Raw genomic sequence first — 20,354 nt, forward strand, 5'->3', positions numbered from 1 at the left:
CACGAACGGTATACCGTCTGGAAGCGATGTCCGGTTGCGGCACGAAGGGTGCGTAATCCAGATGAGAGCTCTCGCGAGCCCGCTGCTCGATCCAGGCGCCAGCCCGCTGGACGCCCGCCAGCGCGCCGTGGTTCACAGAGTTTCCGACGCCGAGCGCGCGCACATCCTCGCCCTTCCGAGCAACGATCCGCTGGACGCCAAACTACGCTCGCGCGTACAGGCGACCGGGCCGGAGCTGTTCGGCCAACCCGCGGCTATTCGCGAGACGCTGCAGCTCAACGCGGCGACTCTGGATACCATCGCCGATCGCCTCCTCGATGGGATCCGACGGGTGGTGCTTGTCGGGTGCGGCGACTCGCTGGCGGTCATGATGGCCGCGCGCCAGGTGCTGGAGAGCATGCTCGGGGTGCCGTGCGAAACCATGCAGAGCCTGGAGTTCGCCTACTACCATGCGCATCTGGTCGATGCCGATACGGCGGTGATCGCGCTGTCCAGCTCGGGCGAGACCACCCGGACCGTCGAAGCTCTGCTGATGGCTCAGCACCGCGGATCGTATACCGTTGCGCTGACCAATACGGACGGCTCGACCTTGCAGATCGAGGCCGACACGGCGTTGAAGATCGAGGCCACCCGGGTCGGCTGGCCCACCCAGTCGTCCACCGCGGCACTGGCGTTGCTGCTGGAGCTGGCTATTCGGGTGGGCGAGCGCCGTGTCCCGGGCCTGGCCGCCCCGCTGGGCTCCGCCTTCGACGAGCTGCCCGACCTGATGACCGAGGTGCTGCAGCGGATCGACCCCCTCGTCGCCGAGATCGCCGACGATGAGGTCGAGGCTCGAGTGCAGACGGTGCTCTTCGCCGGCGCCGGGCCGAACCTGGCGTCCGCTGTCATCGGCGCAGCCAAGGTCAAAGAGTGCACGACGCTGCACGCGATCGAGATCCAGGTCGAGGAGTATCACCACTACAACTCGCAGAAGGCGGGCGAACCACTGTTCGTGCTCTCCCCGTCGGGCCCGTCGGTACCACGCTCCGTCGACACGGGCACCGATGCGCTGCGCTGGGGCGGCCGGCTCTACGTCGTCACCACCGACGGCGAGCACGCATTCGACGACCTGGGGGGCAGGCTCATCACGTTGCCGCCGATACCGGAACCGTTGTCCCCCTTGCTGTATGTGTTGCCCGCCCAGCTGGTCGGCTACCACCTCGGGCTGAGTTGCTATGCCGCGGCGACCGCCCATGCCTGACAACGTGATCTGCGTCGGCAACCTCACCATCGACGAGGTGGTGTTCCCGGCGGGCACACGGAGTGAATCCATCGGCGGGGACGCACTATTCGCGGCCCTCGGCGCCAAACTGGCCGGAGGCGAACCCACCATCCTGGCCCCGCTCGGCAACGACGCCACCGCCGATCTGCTCGGCGCGGTCCGCTCGGCCGGAACGGATCCGGCCTCGCTGCCCCGTCGCGACCTGCCCACGGTGCGCAACGTGGTGCGCTACGACACGGCGGGGGGCCGGGTCTGGGAGCTGTTGCTCGGCGAGGCGCACTTCGAGAAGCTTTCGGTGCACCCTGCCGATGTGTCCGACATGGCGCTGGCCGCGCCGGGGATGCTGCTGTGCGGGATGGCGCTGCACGCACAACTCGAACTGTCGGCGTGGCTGCGGCGCCGCAGCTCGGCGCGGATCTACTTCGATCCGCAGGAGGACTACCTCGCCGGAAACGAGTCGGCGCTGCTCGACGCGGTCGGCGCGTGTGACGTCTTCCTGCCCAGCCAGGTCGAAGCCGCCGCCCTGGCCGGCACCTCCGACCTGAACTCGGCCGCAGCGGCGTTCCTGGCGCTGGGGCCGACGGTGGTGGTGATCAAACTCGCCGAGGCCGGCTGTCTGGTCGCCACCCGTGAAAGCCCCGCACCCACTGCCGTGCCCGCCGATCACGTCGATCCGGTGGACAGCACCGGCGCCGGCGACACGTTCAGCGGGGCGTTCGCCGCCGAGCACCTTCGTAGCGGCGACGTGTACGCCGCTGCCCGGGCGGGAGCATCGGCGGCGCGCATCGCGGTAAGTGCCCCTGGGCTTGACGGACTGCTGGCGGCGGTCGTGTCGGGGGTGGCGCCGTGACGGTCCGGATCACCGTGATCAATCCGAACACTTCCGCACAGTTGACGGCCACCATCACCGCGGCGGCCCAAGCGGTCGCGGGGGCCGGCGTCCGTGTCATCGGCGTCCGCCCCGCCGCCGGCGTGGCGAGTGTGGAGAGCCACGCCGAGGAGTCCGTCGCCGCCGTCGGTGTCATCGAGCAGGTTCGTGTGCACCAGGCCGAGACGGACGCCTTCGTGGTCGCCTGCTTCGGGGACACCGGTGTCGACGCGGCCCGCGAGGTCGCCACCTGTCCGGTGGTGGGGATGACCGAAGCCGCACTGCAGACCGGGTGCTTGCTGGCGCACCGGTTCGTCGTGATCACCATGCCGGCCCGCACCATCGCCCACAGCGAGCGCGTCGTGCGCGCGCTCGGGCTGGAACACCGGTGCAGCGTGACGGCCGTCGATGCGCCGGTGGCCGGACTGGCGGACGGTTCCGGCCATCTGCTCGACGCGTTCGCCCGGGCCGCGCGCGGCGCCGAGCGCGGCGAGGCGGTGGTGCTGGGGTGCGCGGGCCTGGCCGGGCTCGTCGGACCGTTGGCGAAAGAACTGGACATGCCCGTCATCGACGGCGTCGCCGCGGCTGTCGGGATCGCGGCCGGCCTGGTCGCCATGGGCCTGAACACCTCGCGCGCCAGCACCTTTGCCCCGGTGAGGTTGCCGTGACCGTGCTCTTCCGCCAGGTGTACGTCTACGACGCCGACGCCCCCGACGCGAGGACCGGACCCGTCGACGTGCTGGTCGAGGGCGACCGGGTCAGCGCGATCGGTGCACCCCTGGCCGCGACAGGTGCCCGCATCGTCGAGGGCGGCCGCCGGCACCTGCTGGTGCCCGGGCTCATCAACGCCCACTTCCATTCGCCGGCCAACCATCTCAAGGGCGCGGTGCGCAGCCTGCCGCTGGAACTGTTCATGCTCTACGAGTCACCCGCCGACCCGGCGCTGATCCCAACCCCGCGCGAGGCCTATCTGCGCACCATGCTCGGTGCCATCGAAATGCTGCAGCGCGGCGTCACCACCGTGCAGGACGACGCCTTCCTGATGCCGTACCCCGACCCGCAGATCGTCGACGCGGTGGCCTCCGCCTACCGCGACAGCGGAATCCGGGCCTTTCTCGCACTTGATCAACCGGAGTTGACCGAGGCCGAAAAACTGCCTTTCACAACGGAACTCGACGAAACCGCGGCCTTCCACCTACCCGCACCCGCGGGCGCCGACGTGTTGCTCGACGCCTACGATCACCTGATCGGCACCTGGCATGGCGCCGCCGACGACCGCATCCGTGCGGCCGTGTCGATCTCCGCACCGCAACGCGTAAGCCTGGACTACTTCGCCGCGCTGGATGACCTCGCCGAGCGTTACCGTCTGCCGCTTTACGCGCACATGCTGGAGACCAAGACGCAGCGCACCCTGATCACCGAGCAGCCGCGTTTTGCCGGCCGGTCGCTCGTTCAATTCACCGCCGACGCGGGCCTTCTCAAGCCGCACACCAACGTGATCCACGCCGTATGGGTCGACGACGGCGACCTCGACGCGATCGCCGAAGCGGGATCGACTGTCGTGCACAACCCCGTCAGCAACCTGCGGCTCGGCAGCGGGGTGGCGCCCTGGCGAGCCATGCTCGACCGTGGCGTCCCGGTGGCGCTGGGCACCGATGAGGCGATCTGCGACGACTCCGTCAACGTCTGGACGGTCGCCAAGACCGCGGGCCTGATCCACAACATCTCCGGACTCGACAGCGACGAATGGCCCACACCCGCAGAGATTCTGGATGCGCTGTGGCGGGGTGGTGCCCGCGCCACCGGGCGCGACGACCTCGGTGCGATCGCGCCCGGCATGCTCGCCGATCTGGCCCTGGTCGACCTGCACGCCGTGGCCTTCACTCCGCTCAACGATCTGCGTGAGCAGTTGGTGCACTGCGAGGACGGCCGCGACGTGGTGATGACGATGGTGGCGGGCCAGGTTGTCGCCGAACGCGGCCACGTCACCTCGGTCGACGAGGTGGCGCTGCTGAACGAAGCGCGAGAGGTGTTCGCCGCCAAGGCGCCCGCGCTACGCGCCGCCCGCATCGGTGCGGAAGCGCTGTTCCCCGCCTATCAGCACATCGTGCGCCGGGCCGCCGCAACCGATGTCGGGTTCAGCCGTTGGCTGGCACGATGACGAACCCCGCCCGTTACGCCTACACACCGCTGCCCGCCCGCTCCGCGGGCACCTGGCCGAACGGCGCGCGGCTGGCGGTCGTGGTATGCGTCGGTGTCGAGTCCTACCGGTTCGGCAACGGACACACCGAGGACGTGCTGCCCGGCGTGCCCGCTCCTGACTTGGTCAACACCGCGTGGCGGGACTACGGCAATCGGGTCGGCGCCTTCCGGCTTTTCGACATGCTCGGCGCCCTGGGTATCCCGCCGACGGTACTGCTGAACACGGACGTCTACGACGAGGCCCCCGACGTGCTGGCAGCGGCCCGGCAGGTAGACGCCGAGGTGGTTGGGCACGGCCGGTCGAACTCGGATTCGCTGGCGCAGCTGGCACCCGAAGCGGAGCGCGTCTACCTCAGCGATGTCGCCGAGCGTATCCGTACGCACGAGGGCGCGCCGCCGGGCGGCTGGTCGAGCCCCTGGCTCAGTCACAGCCCGGCCACGCTGAGGTTGCTGGTCGAAACCGGGTATCACTACCTGCTCGACCTGCGGCTGGACGATCAGCCGGTCTGGTTGCCCACGGAATCCGGTCCGCTGCTGGCCATTCCGTACAACGTCGAGATCAACGACTCGTCGACGATGATCGGCAGGCAGGCCTCCGCCCACGAATTCGCCGACATGATCGTCGACGAATTCTCCGAACTCGCGTCGACACCGCAGCCGTCGGTGATGAGCATCGTGCTGCACTCGTTCATCACCGGGGTGCCGTTCCGGCTGCGCGCGGTGCGCCGCGCGCTCGAGGGTATCGCCGCCGCTGACGGCGTGTGGCTGACGACGCCGCGCGACATCCACCGGGCGGTACTGGACTCGCCCACGCTGTTTCCGCCGACAGGGGTGGTGACGTCGTGACCGAACCGGTGGCGAGCGTCGACGACTTCTCGCTGTCGCTGGTGCGCAACGGGATTCGCACCCAGGTGCTCGCGAGCGTCGATCTGCGCATCGGAGCGGGCGAGATCCTCGGGCTGGTCGGCGAATCCGGATCCGGTAAGAGCGTGCTCGCGTTGAGCCTGCTCGGGCTTCTGCCCCAAGCCTCCCATCCACAGACCGCGGGTGCCGTCACCGTCGGCGGGGTGAACATGTTGCGCGCGAGAGAGTCGGAACTGCGGGAGGTGCGGCGCGACCTGCTCGGCGCGATCTTCCAGGATCCGATGACCTCACTGAATCCCACGATGCGCATCGGCAGGCAGATCGGCGAACGCACCCACGACGACACCGAATCGGTGCGGCTGCTGGACACCGTCGGGGTCCGTGACGCCCAGCTGCGCCTGCGGGTCTACCCGCACGAGCTCTCCGGCGGGCTGCGGCAGCGGGTGATGGCCGCCATCGCGGTGGCCGGCCGGCCCGCGCTCATCGTCGCCGACGAACCCACCACCGCGCTCGACGTGACCGTGCAGGCACAACTGCTGGACCTGCTGCGTGAGCTGCGCGACGACTTCGGCTGCTCGGTCCTGCTGATCACCCACGATCTGGGCGTCGCCGACCAGATCGCCGACCGGCTGGCCGTTCTTCATCGCGGCGAGATGGTCGAGATCGGCCCCGCCGCAGCCGTGATCCGCACCCCCGAGCACGACTACACCCGTTCGCTGCTGGCGTCGCGACTGAGCCTCACCATGCCCCGCGACGAACGGTTCGCGCCGACCCCCCACGACGCCGAACCGACTGTGCGCATCCGCAATCTGCACCGCATCTTCACCGTGCGCCACGGCGGCCGGCTCTTCGGCGGCTCGCGCGAGCTCGCCGCGGTCGACGGCGTCGACCTTGACATCGCGACGGGAGAGTCGCTGGCAATCGTCGGCGAGAGCGGTTCGGGAAAAACGACCCTGCTGCGCATCGTCGCCGGACTGGACAAGCCGACATCGGGGTCGGTCACGCTGACCGCGACCGGCGGACCACAGATGGTGTTCCAGGATGCCGGTTCCTCGCTGACCCCGTGGATGACCGTGGGAAAGACGTTGGCGGAGCGGCTGCGTCCGCTTGCGCTCGGTCGTGCCGAGGTCCGCGAACGGGTGGGGGCGGCACTTGCCGCGGTGGACCTACCGCCGGAGGTCGCCGACGCCCGGCCCGGTGAGCTCTCCGGAGGGCAGCGTCAGCGCGTCGCGCTCGCCCGGGCCACCATGGTCCCGCCCGCGGTGTTGCTGTGCGACGAACCCACCAGCGCGCTGGATGCCTCACTGGCCAAGGGTGTGCTGGCGCTGATTCGGGATCTGCGCGCGCGGATCGGGATGACGGTGCTGTTCGTCACCCATGACCTGGCGGTCGCCCGGCTGATGGGCGACCGCATCGCGGTGATGCGGGCCGGCCGCATCGTCGAAATCGGGCCCGCCGAACAGGTGATCGCCGCACCGACCGAGGAGTACACCCGCACGCTGCTGGCTGCGGTGCCCGAGATCGTGGGGGCGTCGTGACGGCAATCCTGGTGCCCAGTGGGCGTTTGCAACCGCTATCGGTCAGGAGCAGACAGCTCAGCAGGCCCACGGCGGTGGCCTTGGTCGGACTGCTCGTCGCGGTCACCGTGCTGGCCGTTTTCGCACGAGAGTTGGCACCGTACAACGCTGTTCAGCCGGCTGGTCCGATCAACCTGTCACCGCTGAGCCCGGGACACCTACTCGGCACCGACGGCATCGGCCGGGATCTGCTGTCGCGCACGCTGATCGGCATCCAGGTCAGCTGGCTCTCCGCGCTGGTGGTGGTGGCCAGCGGGCTGCTCATCGGCGGCACCATCGGCCTGGTCGCCGGTGCGACCGGTGGCTGGGTCGACTCGGTGCTGCTGATGCGCATCACCGATCTGTTCCTCGCGCTGCCAGGGGCGCTGGTGGCCATCGCCATCGTCGCCGCGCTCGGTTCCGGGTTGGTGAACACGCTGGTCGGAGTCGCGATCGTGTGGTGGCCGTACTACGCGCGCATCGTGCGCGGAGAGGTCAAGGCGCTGGCCGCCCGCCCGCACGTCGAATCCGCCCGGCTGGCCGAGGTGTCGCGGCCGCGAATCCTGCTCGATCACCTGCTGCCCGGGGTGGTCCCCACCGCGGTGGTCAGCGCCAGCCTCGACATCGGCAACGTCGTTCTGCTGCTGGCCGCGCTGTCCTTCCTGGGGCTCGGGCAGAAGGCCCCCGCGCCCGAGTTGGGCGCCGACACCGCCCGCGCGCTGAGCCAGCTGCTCAGTCAGTGGTGGGTGCCGGGGATCCCCGGCATCGCGGTGCTCGGGCTGAGCCTGATCGCCAACCTCGGCGGGGACGCCATCCGCAACCTGATTCCGGTGCGGGGGTAGGAGGATGCTGGCGTTCCTCACCCGCCGGGCCGCTGCGGCCGTGGTCATCCTGCTCACGCTGTCGCTGCTGATCTTTGTGCTGCAAGCCATTTCGCCGGGAGATCCGGCCCGTGCGTACGTCGGGGCCAATGCCTCGCCGGAGATGGTCGCCGCCGAGCGCCGGCGGCTCGGCTTGAACGACCCGTTCTTCACCCGCTACCTCCATTTCCTCGGCGGTCTGTTCACCGGCGATCTGGGCCGCTCGCTGCGGACCCGCCAGCCGGTGGTCGCCGATATCGCCACTTATTTGCCCGCGACCGTCGAGCTCGTTGTCACCGCCTTTCTCATCGCGCTGGTGCTGGCGACGTGGTACGCGCTGTCGGGCGCACTGCGGTGGCCGGGCGCCGCGCTCGGCAGGGGTGTTCTGCTGCTGCTGGCCACGGCACCGCCGTTCCTGCTTGCGCTGGTGGGCATCATCGTGTTCTTCGGCGAACTCGGATGGTTACCTGCCCGCGGGGTCGGCGATTTCGATGATCCGGGACCGTTCGGCATGCAGGCTGTCGACACGCTGCTGCACGGCCAGACCGACGCGTTTGTCGACGCGCTGGCGCATTTGGCGCTTCCCGCGGTGGTGTTGTCCATCGCGCCCGCGGTCGCGATCGGCCGGGTGTTCCGGTCGTCCCTGCAGGCGGTGCTCGACGTCGACTATGTCCGCACCGCCCGCTCCAAGGGCCTGACCGAGTTCCAGGTGGTGGCACATCACGTGGTGCGCAACGGTATCGGGCCCGCTTTCTCGATGGGCGGGCTGCAGCTCGGGTTCATGTTCGCCGGGGTGGTCGTCGTCGAACAGGTCTTTTCCTGGCCGGGGATCGGCAACTATCTGGCCGCCTCGATCCCGGTCGCGGACTTCCCCGCGATCGCCGGGGTCACGCTCGTGCTGGGGGCGATCTATGTGGTGTCCAACGTCGTCGTCGACCTGCTTCAGGCGCTAGCCGATCCGAGGGTGACCGCCGAATGAGAGTTTGTTCCATCAAGCGAAGGAGCACCGTCATGCACACTCGACTGCTACGCGGCGTCGCCGTCTGCGCCGCGCTGACCCTGGCCTTGAGCGCCTGCAGTTCGGGCACCAGGAGCTCGACCGGTGGCGGCGGCGGAGGCGCGGCGGGACCGCCGACAGACGGCACGCTGACCGTCGGGCTGCTCGGCGACATCGGGCAGCCGCCGGACCCCGACATCTACTACGCGAACAACGGCACCGCCATCATGATCAACACCTACGAGGGCCTGGTGCAGTACAAGAACAACACCGACACGGTGCAGATCGCACCACGGCTGGCCGAGACCTGGGAAGTCAACCCCACCCATGACGTCTATACCTTCCACTTGCGCAGAGGTGTGACGTTCCATGACGGCACGCCGTTCACGTCGGCCGCCGTCGATGTCGCCTTCAAGCGCCGGATTGCGGTCAAAGGTGGCGCGGCGTATATGGTCGACGTGGTCAAAAGCGTTGATACGCCGGATGATTTCACCGCGGTGATCACGCTGAAACAGCCCAATACCGCATTTCTGAGCTACCTCGCGTCGCCTTTTGGCCCCAAGATGGAATCACCGCAGGGCCTCACGTCCAACGCCGGCTCCGACGACGCCCAAACCTACTTGTCCTCACACGATCTGGGTACCGGACCCTACATGTTGACCACCGCGCAGACCGGGGTCAAGTATGAGCTGACGCAGTACGACGGCTACTGGGGACCGAAATCACCGTTCAAGAAGGTCGAATTGCCCGTCTACACCGACGAGTCCGCGCTGGAGCTTGCCTTCGACAACGGCACGGTGGACGCGATCGCCGCCGCGCTGCCGTCGTCGAGCCTGCAGAAATACGCCACCAAGGACGGCGTCTCCAACTACTTTCTGCCGACGCTGCAGGGCGCTTTGGTGACGGTGAACCCGAGTCACGACTTCTTCAGGAATGCCGATGCCCGGGTCGCGTTCCTCAAGTCGATCGACCAGCAGAAATTGGTGAGTCAGGTGCTGGGCAAGCGATCCGAGGTGGCCACCACCATGTACGCCAAGGGCATGATTCCGGGCGGCGGTGATCACCAGGCGATCTCCTACGATGCCGGTGCGCTGAAAGCCTACGTCGACGGGTTGCCCGCCGGTGCGAACAAGAATCTGGTGATCGGGTACGCCAACGGCAATGTCAACGCCCAATCCATGGCCAATATCGTGGTGGCCAACCTGCAGACCATCGGGCTGAACGTCTCGGCGCAGGGTTACGACACGTCGACGGTGTTCGGCTGGATCAACAACCCGCCCACTGGTCCGGATGCATTCATCGACGGCAACAACGGTCCCGACGGCGGTGACCCGTACATGTGGGGACATGTGTTCTGGGACGCTGCCGGTGGCATCAACTATTTCGGTTGCGAGTCAAAGGAAGTCAATACGCTGCTCGATGACGGTCTGCGCACAGGCGATATGGCCACCTACGTCAAGGCGGGTGATCTGTACGGACAGACCGGGTGCTTCCTGAACTTGTCGTACAACCAGAACTGGGTGGTGGCACAGAAGTGGCTCACCCAGGTGCCGGAGAGTCAGAACATCGGCGCCAACGAGTTGAACTTCTCGCTGCTCGGTATCGCGGGTTGAGCGGCTCGCTGAACGGTTCCGAGGTCGTCGAGTCGCCGTTGTCGTTGTCGCGGCGCATCTACTGCACGGTGCGGGAGCGGATCATCCTGGGGCAGTATCCACAGGGCAGTCGGCTGCCCGAGCAGCGCATAGGGGAGGAGTTGGACGTATCGCGGGTACCGCTGCGCGAGGCTGTGCCGTGGCTGGAGCGTGACGGTTTCGTGCATTCCTACCCACGGCGCGGGGCGGTCGTCACCCGTTGGGATGAGAAGGCGATCGACGATCTGTTCGACGCCCGGCTGTCCCTCGAGGTCGGTGCCGCCCGCTACGCCGCGCGACAGGTCGGGCGGGGAGGGTCCATGGATCCGCTGAACCATGCCCTGTCCGAGGCGCAACGGGTCGTCGAGGCGGGCGACGCCTACGCAATTGCCCAGGGCAGCACGATGTTTCACGAGGCCGTGGTAGCGATGTCCACCAACGAGTTGATGATCCGGCTGATGGGCGCCATCTCGGGGCGGATCACCTGGCTGTTCTACCTGACATCCGGGTTACCGGCCGATGAGGCGTTTCATGATCACGTGCTGCTGCGCGACGCTATCGCGTCAGCCAACGAGCGGGTCGCCGAGTCGGTCGCCTATGCACACATCGAGCGGGATCGGGCGCCGACCTTCGAGGCGATGCGTGGGCAGATGAGTTAGACGCTCATCGGACTGGTTCTGACCGATCAGCGGCTGCGCCGGGTGTTGATCGTGGCGTAGACGGATCACGGCGACGTACAGCGACCACCCGCCCATCTGCGCCGACGGCTGCTGCGGGGTGAGCTGGGCACCGACATGCAGGCCCAAACCGACACCGAAGACGAGCAACCCCAATTGCGCCACGCCGTAGATGAGCCGGGTGGCGCCACTGATCATCTGCCCGCTGGCCAGCTCCATGGCGGCGATCGTCAACGCCAGGCCCGGCAGGACAGCCACCAGGGGGGGCTGATCACCCGCAGTAGCCCGTCGTTGGCGGCGTCGGCGACGAACCAGGTGGCCAGCACCGTCACCACCGTCGCGGCCAAGGTCGGTAGCACCGCGTTCAAAGTCGGAAAAGGTCTGCCCAACATGGCGATCGAGCCGACCACGGCTCCGAGGAAAACGTACCCCCACAGCGATGCCCACGTGGGGTTGATCACCATGCCGAAACCGAGCGTGGTGATGGTGTAGCCGATCACGGTGGTGACGGGCCCGAACCGCGGCGCCATGGTGCGCGCGGCCGCGGCCTCCCGGGCCGCGTCCGCCGGCGTGATGGCGCCGACCTCGGCGAGCTCCGCGATCGCGTCGATCCGGCCCGCGAGGTCCAACTGCGTCGTCGGTTTGGCGACCGCCTCGATCTCGTAGGCGATCGTGTCGGCAGCACGACGACGCGGACGGTTTCGCTGGTGTACCGAGGAGCGATCGCCAGCAGCCGGGCCGCGACGAGATGCGTCGGCTGTTCGCACTCGACCAACGCGATCCCCAGCTCGCGCAGCATTGCGGCGACCTCGGCGTCGTCGTGGTCCTTCTCGCCGGCGAGCGCCTCCGGGATTCCTTGCGGATCGACCGCAGGAGCCGCTCTGCTCTACCCGGCTGATGGTCGCTCACCCCCGCGATTGTTGTCTGTCCGGTTCCGCGCCTGCACTGGGGTCGGGGTTGTCCACCTCTGAGCGACACTGTGCTCGGAGCGACACTGTCGCTTGGAGGTGGACACTCAAGGCCCGGGCGCTACGTCGATGTGCGTTGTCGAATTCCTTGCCGCGGCGCCGTGCCGCTGGGATCGTGGAAGCATGCGATCGATCGGCCGGGTTTGTGTGGCGGCGGGCGCGGCAGGTGTTCTTGCCGTGGCCGGCGCACCTAGCGCGTTGGCCGAACCCATCGCGACGTGCACCAGCACGGTGGTCGACGGCGTGGAGACGGACCACTGCGTCGGCAATCCGAACGCGACCAACGACTACGACCAGCCGCGCGTCAATGTCAGGCTCGACCTCGGCGTGGGCTTCGGGTTCTGATCCTCCGGCGACGTCAGACGCACGGTGGACCCGGCATCACCTTACATAGCGCCGTCGGCTAGGTACGCCGGCTGGGTACGGGCGCTGCTCGCGGTCGGGCGCCAGTGGGATCGCTGTCAGCCCGACGAGGAAGGCCGTCAGATGCCCCACCTCGGTGAAGGTCGGCCTGGCCGCCGCATTGGCGGCCAGTCCGGCCACCGCCACCACCTGGCACTTCGATCGCCAACGCCGCTCGAGGTAGCCGGACAGCGTGCCCGCCACTCCGAGGACGAAGTAGCTCACGCCGACATCGCGGGCATTCACCAGCCGCCTCGGCGTTCTTCCCTTGCTGATCGACCGGCGCAGGTGACCCTGCCCGACATATGTGCCGATGAGGTGCGCCGCGACGCCGATGAGAAGCCAGCGCCACCAACGCAACCGGCGTTCGGCCGGGGCCACGACGCCGACGAATATCGGTACGTACGGCCACCATTCGCGGCCGTCGAGCCACAACAGGCTGGTGGTCAGGACCTTCGACGGCTCGGTGCGCAGGCGGCGCAGGTTGGTGGAATGGGTGTGCTGGATGCGTCCGGAGCCGCGTCGCCCCGCCGACCGCTGAATCCGAGTCGTCACGAACAGCACCAGCAGCCAGGCGAAGCTGAGTGGGGAGTCCACGATGGCGACACTATCGCCACCACAAACCCGGGCCAGCAGATTCCGGCCTCGGGTGTGCTCAGCGGGCAAGGTGTGCTCAGCGGGCAAAGAGCGTGATTTCGCCCAAGTGAGCCGCGATTCGACATACCGTGAGGAACATGACAGATCAGTCCTACGCGGTCGCGATCTCTCATCCGCCAGCCGCGTTGCTCCGTGCCGTCAACCCGCTCATGGGGTTTCTGCTCCGCACGCCCCTCGTCGGCGCTCTGCGCCGGCAGATGATGGTCGTCAACGTCACCGGCAGCAAGACCGGTAAGCGGTACTCAATTCCCTTGAGCGCCCATCACATTGACGGCGCGATCTACTCCTTGACGAGCGCGCCCTGGAAGAACAACTTCCGCGGCGGCGCTCCGGCCGAGGTCCTTCACAACGGCAAGAGCACGGCGATGACGGGCGAGCTCATCACCGACCCTGAAGTCGTCGCCGACCTCTCCCATCGCTGCGCCCAGTCCTACGGCGTCAAGCGGGCCCAGACCATGATGGGCCTGAAGTTCCGCGACCAGCGCGTCCCGACCCTCGAGGAGTTCACCGAGGCGGCCAAACGTGATCACATGGCCGCCGTCAAGTTCACTCCCGCGCCGTCGGGCCAGCCGCGCAACGGATAGGAGAGCCGAAGACCGTCGACATCAGGTGTTTTCCGCGATCCACGTCGCTGTGAAGCGTTGTTCTTCGACGACCAAGTTGCTCAGACCATCGCCGATGATGCCTTCGATCCTGCCGCCGACCAAGGGCACCTTGACGTCCACGGTCCCACTGAACCGCACCCGTGAGCCGGTCGGCACCGTCGTCAACAGCACCTTGCCCGCCAACGAAATTGGCGCCCCAGGCACCGCAACACCGACCTCGTCGCCGGAGTCGGCGAACCGCGCGAGCCAGTAGCCTTCGTCGCTGAACGCCGAATGGACTTGGCCGGCCCCGGCCGGGGAATCGGCCGAGATATCGAAGGATCGCGGCACAGTGGCCACGCTACCGCGATGAGCCCTCGCGGACAGGCGCCATCGACGCCGCGGGCTCAGCGGGCCTCGATCGCTCGGGGATGACCATGACGGGAATCATGGAGTGTGCGATGACCGCGGCCGCCACGCTGCCCTGCAGGTGCCCGAGCAGCCCGCTGCGGCGGTGCGGTCCGAGCACGATCAGGCTTGCGTCGTGTTCGTCGGCGGCCGCCACGATGCCCTTCCACGTCGGCACCGCCTCCACCGCCATGCACTCCGCCCGGAATCCGGCGCCAACGGCCAGCGACGCACCGTGGGCGGCGGTCCTCTCAGCCGCCTGCCGTACCTGACCGGCCTTGTCGGCGTCGAAGTGCGTCGCGTCGATCGGCGTGAATCCGACGTCGACGGGCTGCCACACGCAGACCACCAGCGCGCATCGCCCCGGCGCCAGCTGGGCTGCGGCTTGTCTGATCGCACCCGCCGCGCGTTCGGACCCGTCGTAGGCGAAGACCACCGGTCCGGCGGACATCGCCGCAAGTTCGTGGGCCGGCGTCGTCATCACCTCAGCATGATCGATCGCGGCGACCCGCGCGGGCAGGCCCGGCCGGATCCTCGCCAGCAGGGGCGGTGAGTACCAGGCAGGGGAATCCCCGTCGAGAAACTCGTCGAGGTCGGGTTTTTGGGGTCGGGCTCCGCTGAGCGCGTAGATCGCCACCCCGAAGATGGCGCCGCCGACCGCCAGCCCGAAGCCGATCCACAGCGTGATGCCCGTGCCCGCATTCAGGTCACCGGGCAACGCATCGGCGACATGGGCGAGGATCGGCGCGACCATGAACGCGGCCACCGCCCGCAACAGCTCGATGATCGCGAACACCCGCTGCAGGCTGCCCGACTCCAGCGAGAAGCCCGCGACGAACAGTGCCGGCGCGACCGTGGCTCCCAACGCCAACCCCGTCAATGCCGAGCCGACCAACGCCAGCGGCTGATTCGCCGGGAGGGCGAACCAGAACACGACGATGCCGGCCGCCAGCAGCGCCATCCCGGCCAGCGGCAGGTAGTGCATCGCGCGGCGCGAGATGACGAATCCGAACACGAAGGCCATCACGACGGCGCCCCCCAGTTCGGGGAGGTAGAGCAGTCCGACCTGGACCGGGCTGTAGCTCTGCAGCAGCACGTTGGCCGTCAGTGCCGTCGCCGCGACCGAGGCGGCCGCCGCGAACAGCGCCACGCCGACCCCGGCGACGGGGATCGCGCTGGTCATCATCGTGCGGATGGTCAGCAGCGGACGCCGGGCCCGGAACTGGTAGATGACGAGCACCACGATCAGCGCGAGCCCGCCGAGCATGGGGCCGATGGCCGCCGCGTCTCCGAAGCCGTGGCTGGTGAGTTGGGCCGCGCCGACGAAGGCGGCGGTACACCCGACCATCGCCAATGCGATGGCCCACAGGTCACGGGGCGCGTCGCGATCGGCCGGCGGGGCGTCGTCGAACGTCAGCGTCGCGAGGATCAGCGCCACCAACGCGATCCCGGCGACGATCCAGAACAGCGGCCGCCACGCATGCGCCTCTGCCTGCACACCTCCGATGAACGGGCCCAGCGCGACCGCCCCGAAGACGCACATGTTCATGATCACCGCGGTGTTGCGAAGTTTGTCCCTGGGGAAGCCGATGGTCAGCGGTGGTGCGGCGGCGATCAACAGCATGCTCGTCGCCAACCCCTGCAGCACGTGCCCGCCGACGAACATGCCCGCATTCTGTGCTGCCGCGGCGAGCACCGACCCCACGACCAACAGCACCGCGTAGCCGAGCATCATCCTGCGCTGCGGCAGGTGCTGGGCGAACTGGACCGCGAGAACCGTACCCACCGCATACGCCGCATTGCCCAGACCGGAGCTCAGGCTCATCGCCTGGGCCGACATGTGCAGGTCCGCGGAAATGACGGGCACCAGCGGGTCGAGCGCCGCCGACAACGCTAGATAGGGAATCAATGCAAAAGTGACCATCGCGGCCACTGCCGGATACCTTCCGGCGAGGGGTCCCTGGCGCATCAGCCGTGCCTGTGGATGACTGTCGGGTCCGTTCGGCGGCGCCACGCCGCACCCGGACGATTGCTCATGTGGACGAGTCTGGGCACGCGGGGCTCCAACTTCGGCGCGGCTGATTTTATTCCCGTACAGCGAATTGCCAGGATCCGCTTCTCTCTCGACGCGGCGCGACTACGCGATAATCGGCCGATTACGGCCTGTTCGGACCAAGCCCGCGATACGTTGCAGCGCCTCCCCGACAGAGGATGTGATGAGTGTCCGATCTCGAAGGTCGAGGGCGCGTCGCTGCACCGGCTCGGCCACCAGCACCAGGTGGTTTCCCTTTGCGTCGCAGCCTCTTTCAACCGTCGCGACCAGGTTGCGGAGCAGTCCACGCTGCGCGCCGTCTGCGCCGCTCACGTCGAGAATCAGCGGCCGGTCCAGTTTGGTGAATCGGCGCAGGTGGGCGACCACCACGTCGTCCCATTGGGTGGTGCGGCCTCCGGTGACGCTGACCAAGGTCGCGACACCGCTGAGTTGAGCTCGGATGACTGCACCATGGCAGGCGATGACATAGCCGAAGGGACTGCGAGGCTGCGCGGGAAGGGCGATCATATGTCGGCACCGATCTGTTGAAGTCACTCCAGATTGATGCGTTGGTGGGACCGGTAATCCGCACCATCCGCATCCAGGCTGTGGGCTCAACCGTCGATGTCAGTTTATCGGCGTCACTGACCGCCGCCTGTACGACAGCTTCGAAAAAGCCCGTATTCCAGGCGTTTCCGCACCGACATTCAGGCCACGTTCACATTAGTGAGGCGCTTTCTTCGCAAAAATTTAGCGCCCGCACAGGCACCCACGAATACGCTCAGTACCTCTGCTGCGGCGGCCGGTGCTTCAGCGCGTACCGATAGAAGTCGGCATTGTCGAGTCGTGTCGCCGCCGCCTCGTCGACGACGACGGTGACGTGCGGATGCAACTGCAAGACCGACGCCGGGCAGCTGGCCGTGAGCGGGCCCTCGACGGCCGCGGCAACCGCCTCCGCCTTGTGCGCCCCCGTCGCGATCAGCACGAGGTGCCGGGCCGAACTGATCGTGCCCAGCCCCTGTGTGATGACATGGCGCGGCACCGCGTCCACACTCGCGAAGAACCGAGCGTTGTCCTGCCTGGTCTGCTCGGTCAACGTCTTGACCCGCGTGCGTGACCCGAGCGACGAGCCGGGCTCGTTGAACCCGATGTGCCCGTTGCCGCCGATGCCCAACAGCTGAACCCCGACGGGACCCGCCTTCTTGATGAACTCGTCGTAATCCTCTGCGGCAGCGAAGATATCCTCGGCGAATCCGTCCGGGCCGTGCACCCGGTCGGAGTCGATGTCGATGTGATCGGTGAACTCCGCCCGGATGACATTCGCGTAGGACTGCGGAACTTCCGGCGGCAACCCCACATACTCGTCCAACAGAAATGCCTGCATCCCGCTGAAGCTCAGGCCCTCTTCTCGGTGCCGGCGAATCAGCTCCCGATACACCGACAGCGGCGACGAGCCCGTCGCCAGCCCGATCGTCGTCGCGCCCGCGCGCACGGCCTGCTCGAAGATGTCGGCGACGGTGACGCCGCACTCCTGTTCGTGCTCTCTGATGACGATTTCCATCGATCACTTTCTGTCGTACGGACGGCATTCGGTCGAGACTCAACAGGTCCAACGCACCGGACTACGCCTCGCTTGCAGAGCGGCCCAGGACGCGGCGCTCGAACACCAGATCCCACGCCGTGTCCATGGCCGTGGCGATCGCACCGACGAGGACCGCGTCCTCCCCCAGATGCCCGCCCACGATCTCCGGCACGACCGGAATGGTTTCGGCGAGCTCACGATGCATCGGACTGGCCAACAGGTCGGCGTTGCCGCCGATTCCCCCGGCCAGGACGATCAGACCTGGATCGAGGACGGCCGTCGCCACCGCCACGACGTGGGCCAGCTTCGACGCCTCCTCCGCGACCACACGCAACGCGCGCTTGTCCCCGCCGCGCGCCGAGTCGAACACGTCCTTGGCCGTCGATGCGTGGCTCAGACCGGCCGCATGCGCCGCCGACACCACCGCTTGGGCCGCGGCCACCACCTCCACCGGACCCGGCCGATGCGCCGTCACCCCCGCCGGTACCCGGCCGTACGGCAGGTCCGCGATTTCTCCCGCCGCCCCGTGCGCACCGCGGAAGAGCTTGCCGTTGACCAAGATGCCCATTCCGATGCCGGTGCCGACGGTCAAACACGCCACCATGTCGACACCCCGCGCCGCGCCGTGCGCGTGCTCACCGACCGCGCAGAGATTCGCGTCGTTCTCCACGATCACCTCGGAGCCGTCCGCGCCGAGCGTCGTGACCAGCTCCTGCAGCAGGCCGCGGCGTTCCCACCCGGGCAGATTCGGCGCCCGGTACATCGTGCCGGTGGCCGCGTCGGGGATGCCCGGGGTCCCGAGCACCGTCACCACGATGTCGTCGGCCGCCAGCTCGGCGTCCGCGATGGCGCGTTCGACGGTCTCGCCCACGCTGCGCAACAGCATGGTCCCCGAGCGACTCCGGTTCGGCTGTTCCAGGCGCGTGACGATGGTCCCGTCCAGGTCGGCCACCGCGACGTGGATGATACGCCGACCGACGTCGACACCGACGATATGGCCCGCGTCCGGCGCGGTGCGGTAGATGACCGCGGCCCGTCCCGGGCGGGGCGCGCTCCGCCCGCTCGCCCGTACCAGACCGTGCTGTTCCAGATCCAGAAGCGCTTGCCCGACCGTCGGTTTCGACAATCCGGTGTCGACCGCGATCTGGGGCCTGGTCGCCTCGCCATGGTCGCGGAGCCGGTTCAGCACCAGCCGCTGGTTCAACGCGCGCATGCTCGCCGGCGTTCCCGCCTGCGGCGCCGCCTGACCCACCACCGTGTCCGTCTCCGTTCCCGTTGCAGGAAATTTACAGGGGAGGGTTTCACACCCGCCAGATTTATGTTAAGAAACTTTCCTAACAAAGTATGGAGGTACGTCGTGAGTTCACCATCCCTCAGCCCCGGATCGTCCGGTGCCGCGATGTCCCCGCAGCCCGCCCTCGAGCGCAGGATCGGCCCGATCCAGGCCACCGCGATCAACATGACGCAGATGTGCGGCATCGGGCCGTTCGTCACGATCCCCGCCATGGTCGCCACCATCGGCGGCCCGGAGGCGATGTTCGGCTGGATCATCGGCGCGATCCTCGCGCTCGCCGACGGCCTCATCTGGGCCGAACTCGGGGCCGCCATGCCCGGCGCCGGCGGCACCTACATCTACCTGCGCGAAGCCTTCCAGTACCGGACCGGACGCCTGATGCCGTTCCTTTTCGTCTGGAGCGCAGTGCTTTTCATTCCGCTGATCATGTCCACCGGCATCATCGGCCTGATCCAGTATCTCGGGTACCTGGTCCCCGGTGTGACCGACGACGCCGGCAACACCGCGCTGGGCAAGATCATCGGGATCGCGATCGTGCTGGTGATCATGGTGGCGCTGTTCCGCAAGATCGGTCAGATCGGCAACCTCACCACCGTGCTGTTCGTCGTCATGTTGGCCGCGGTGCTCAGCACGATCGTCGCCGCCTTCTCACACTTCAGCACCGCACAGGCCTTTGCCTTCACCCCGGGCGCCTTCAGCTTCAGCGGCGGCTCGTTCTGGGCCGGCCTCGGCGCGGGCCTGATCATCGCGATCTACGACTATCTCGGCTACAACACCACCGCCTACCTCGGTGGCGAGGTGCGCGACCCGGGCCGCACCATCCCGCGCTCCATCGTGCTCTCGATCCTCGGCATCATGAGCCTGTACTTCCTGCTGCAGGTCGGCGTGCTTGGCTCGATTCCCTTGGACGAGTTGAAGAACGCCACGTCCGTCGCCTCGACGGTGCTCGAACAGGCATGGGGGTCCGGCACCGCGCGGGCCATCACCGTCCTGATCGTCGTGGCGGCCATCGGTTCGGTGTTCGCCGGCCTGCTCGGCGGGTCCCGCGTTCCCTACGAGGCGGCCCGCGACAAGGTCTTCCTGCCGGTGTTCGCTCGGCTGCATCCGAGGCTGCACCTGCCCACCGCGGGTGTGTTGACCATGGGCGCGATCACCATCATCGGCTCGCTGTTCACGCTGACCACGATCATCAACGCAGCGGTCGCGACGCTGGTCATCATCCAGTCGCTGGCCCAGGTCGCCGCGATCGTCGTGCTGCGCCGCCGGCAGCCGAATCTCGAACGCCCGTACCGTCAATGGCTCTACCCGGTGCCGACGATCATCGCGCTGGTCGGCTGGGTCTACATCTATGTCTCCGCCACCTGGCTGTCGATCGGGCTGTCTCTGGGCTGGATCGCGATCGGCGTCATCGCGTTCCTCATCTACGCCAAGGCCGAGCACACCTGGCCGTTCGGGCCGAAGGAGGTCAAGGAGGCTTTCCTCAACGGTCCGGTCGACGGCTCGGTCTAGGT

At 67.8% G+C, this 20,354-nt stretch carries 21 protein-coding genes; 13 read left to right on the forward strand and 8 right to left on the reverse strand.

All coding sequences use genetic code 11. From position 1 onward, the window contains the following. Nucleotides 1-61 precede the first annotated feature (61 nt). The 10 genes from ACVWWN_RS36940 to ACVWWN_RS36985 are packed head-to-tail and all read left to right on the forward strand — an operon-like array spanning nucleotide 62 to nucleotide 10,898. Nucleotides 62-1,240, forward strand: a complete 1,179-nt coding sequence (locus ACVWWN_RS36940) for an SIS domain-containing protein (protein ID WP_457148279.1) — start codon at nucleotides 62-64, stop codon at nucleotides 1,238-1,240. Continuing rightward, entirely contained in the window at nucleotides 1,233-2,111 is an 879-nt protein-coding gene (locus ACVWWN_RS36945; protein WP_457148280.1) for a carbohydrate kinase family protein, read from the forward strand. Before ACVWWN_RS36940 ends, ACVWWN_RS36945 begins: the two co-directional genes overlap by 8 nt. Then, a complete protein-coding gene (locus ACVWWN_RS36950; RefSeq protein WP_457148281.1) occupies nucleotides 2,108-2,797 on the forward strand; it encodes an aspartate/glutamate racemase family protein in 690 nt (229 codons plus the stop codon). The genes ACVWWN_RS36945 and ACVWWN_RS36950 overlap by 4 nt, the downstream gene beginning before the upstream one ends. Continuing rightward, nucleotides 2,794-4,290, forward strand: coding sequence for an amidohydrolase family protein (locus ACVWWN_RS36955; protein ID WP_457148282.1), 1,497 nt, complete (start codon nucleotides 2,794-2,796; stop codon nucleotides 4,288-4,290). Before ACVWWN_RS36950 ends, ACVWWN_RS36955 begins: the two co-directional genes overlap by 4 nt. Continuing rightward, the gene (locus ACVWWN_RS36960; RefSeq protein ID WP_457148283.1) at nucleotides 4,287-5,177 is read left to right on the forward strand and encodes a polysaccharide deacetylase family protein; all 891 of its coding nucleotides are present in this window, start codon (nucleotides 4,287-4,289) and stop codon (nucleotides 5,175-5,177) included. The genes ACVWWN_RS36955 and ACVWWN_RS36960 overlap by 4 nt, the downstream gene beginning before the upstream one ends. Beyond that, complete coding sequence (locus tag ACVWWN_RS36965; protein WP_457148284.1) at nucleotides 5,174-6,733, forward strand: ATP-binding cassette domain-containing protein; 1,560 nt, start codon at nucleotides 5,174-5,176, stop codon at nucleotides 6,731-6,733. Before ACVWWN_RS36960 ends, ACVWWN_RS36965 begins: the two co-directional genes overlap by 4 nt. Next, a complete protein-coding gene (locus ACVWWN_RS36970; RefSeq protein WP_457148285.1) occupies nucleotides 6,730-7,593 on the forward strand; it encodes an ABC transporter permease in 864 nt (287 codons plus the stop codon). The genes ACVWWN_RS36965 and ACVWWN_RS36970 overlap by 4 nt, the downstream gene beginning before the upstream one ends. 4 nt (nucleotides 7,594-7,597) lie before the next feature. Continuing rightward, nucleotides 7,598-8,590, forward strand: a complete 993-nt coding sequence (locus ACVWWN_RS36975; RefSeq protein WP_457148286.1) for an ABC transporter permease — start codon at nucleotides 7,598-7,600, stop codon at nucleotides 8,588-8,590. Nucleotides 8,591-8,622: 32 nt separating this feature from the next. Then, nucleotides 8,623-10,221, forward strand: a complete 1,599-nt coding sequence (locus ACVWWN_RS36980) for an ABC transporter substrate-binding protein (RefSeq protein ID WP_457148287.1) — start codon at nucleotides 8,623-8,625, stop codon at nucleotides 10,219-10,221. Then, the gene (locus ACVWWN_RS36985; protein ID WP_457148288.1) at nucleotides 10,218-10,898 is read left to right on the forward strand and encodes a GntR family transcriptional regulator; all 681 of its coding nucleotides are present in this window, start codon (nucleotides 10,218-10,220) and stop codon (nucleotides 10,896-10,898) included. Before ACVWWN_RS36980 ends, ACVWWN_RS36985 begins: the two co-directional genes overlap by 4 nt. Here ACVWWN_RS36985 and ACVWWN_RS36990 read toward each other — a convergent pair. Further along, the gene (locus ACVWWN_RS36990; protein WP_457148289.1) at nucleotides 10,803-11,174 is read right to left on the reverse strand and encodes a threonine/serine exporter family protein; all 372 of its coding nucleotides are present in this window, start codon (nucleotides 11,172-11,174) and stop codon (nucleotides 10,803-10,805) included. The two genes, ACVWWN_RS36985 and ACVWWN_RS36990, sit on opposite strands and share 96 nt — an antisense overlap. Next, nucleotides 11,147-11,683, reverse strand: a complete 537-nt coding sequence (locus ACVWWN_RS36995; RefSeq protein WP_457148290.1) for a threonine/serine exporter family protein — start codon at nucleotides 11,681-11,683, stop codon at nucleotides 11,147-11,149. The genes ACVWWN_RS36990 and ACVWWN_RS36995 overlap by 28 nt, the downstream gene beginning before the upstream one ends. A gap of 324 nt (nucleotides 11,684-12,007) precedes the next feature. On the opposite strand from ACVWWN_RS36995, the gene ACVWWN_RS37000 reads away from it, so the two are divergent. After that, nucleotides 12,008-12,229: a hypothetical protein gene (locus ACVWWN_RS37000; RefSeq protein ID WP_457148291.1), complete on the forward strand. Its 222-nt coding sequence runs from the start codon at nucleotides 12,008-12,010 to the stop codon at nucleotides 12,227-12,229. A 36-nt stretch (nucleotides 12,230-12,265) separates the two neighbouring features. Here the strand turns inward: ACVWWN_RS37000 and ACVWWN_RS37005 are convergent, their stop codons facing one another. Beyond that, nucleotides 12,266-12,883 carry a rhomboid-like protein gene (locus tag ACVWWN_RS37005; RefSeq protein ID WP_457148292.1) on the reverse strand — a complete coding sequence of 206 codons (618 nt, stop codon included), beginning with the start codon at nucleotides 12,881-12,883 and terminating at the stop codon, nucleotides 12,266-12,268. A 137-nt stretch (nucleotides 12,884-13,020) separates the two neighbouring features. Between ACVWWN_RS37005 and ACVWWN_RS37010 the strand changes: the two genes are divergently transcribed. After that, complete coding sequence (locus tag ACVWWN_RS37010; protein ID WP_457148293.1) at nucleotides 13,021-13,527, forward strand: hypothetical protein; 507 nt, start codon at nucleotides 13,021-13,023, stop codon at nucleotides 13,525-13,527. 21 nt (nucleotides 13,528-13,548) lie between these two features. Here the strand turns inward: ACVWWN_RS37010 and ACVWWN_RS37015 are convergent, their stop codons facing one another. The 5 genes from ACVWWN_RS37015 to ACVWWN_RS37035 all read right to left on the reverse strand — a co-directional run bounded on the left by ACVWWN_RS37015 (nucleotide 13,549) and on the right by ACVWWN_RS37035 (nucleotide 18,753). Continuing rightward, complete coding sequence (locus ACVWWN_RS37015; RefSeq protein WP_457148294.1) at nucleotides 13,549-13,878, reverse strand: DUF2505 domain-containing protein; 330 nt, start codon at nucleotides 13,876-13,878, stop codon at nucleotides 13,549-13,551. Nucleotides 13,879-13,888: 10 nt separating this feature from the next. After that, nucleotides 13,889-15,904, reverse strand: a complete 2,016-nt coding sequence (locus ACVWWN_RS37020) for an MFS transporter (RefSeq protein WP_457148295.1) — start codon at nucleotides 15,902-15,904, stop codon at nucleotides 13,889-13,891. A 168-nt stretch (nucleotides 15,905-16,072) separates the two neighbouring features. Further along, a complete protein-coding gene (locus ACVWWN_RS37025; protein ID WP_457148296.1) occupies nucleotides 16,073-16,495 on the reverse strand; it encodes a hypothetical protein in 423 nt (140 codons plus the stop codon). A gap of 253 nt (nucleotides 16,496-16,748) precedes the next feature. Beyond that, entirely contained in the window at nucleotides 16,749-17,528 is a 780-nt protein-coding gene (gene nagB / locus ACVWWN_RS37030; RefSeq protein WP_457148297.1) for a glucosamine-6-phosphate deaminase, read from the reverse strand. A 61-nt stretch (nucleotides 17,529-17,589) separates the two neighbouring features. Further along, nucleotides 17,590-18,753, reverse strand: coding sequence for an ROK family protein (locus ACVWWN_RS37035; protein ID WP_457148298.1), 1,164 nt, complete (start codon nucleotides 18,751-18,753; stop codon nucleotides 17,590-17,592). Between ACVWWN_RS37035 and ACVWWN_RS37040 the strand changes: the two genes are divergently transcribed. Continuing rightward, nucleotides 18,715-20,352 (forward strand): APC family permease, encoded by a 1,638-nt coding sequence (locus ACVWWN_RS37040; protein WP_457148299.1) that lies wholly within the window; start codon nucleotides 18,715-18,717, stop codon nucleotides 20,350-20,352. The two genes, ACVWWN_RS37035 and ACVWWN_RS37040, sit on opposite strands and share 39 nt — an antisense overlap. Nucleotides 20,353-20,354: the final 2 nt, after the last annotated feature.

It is taken from the genome of Mycobacterium sp. URHB0021, assembly GCF_054057895.1.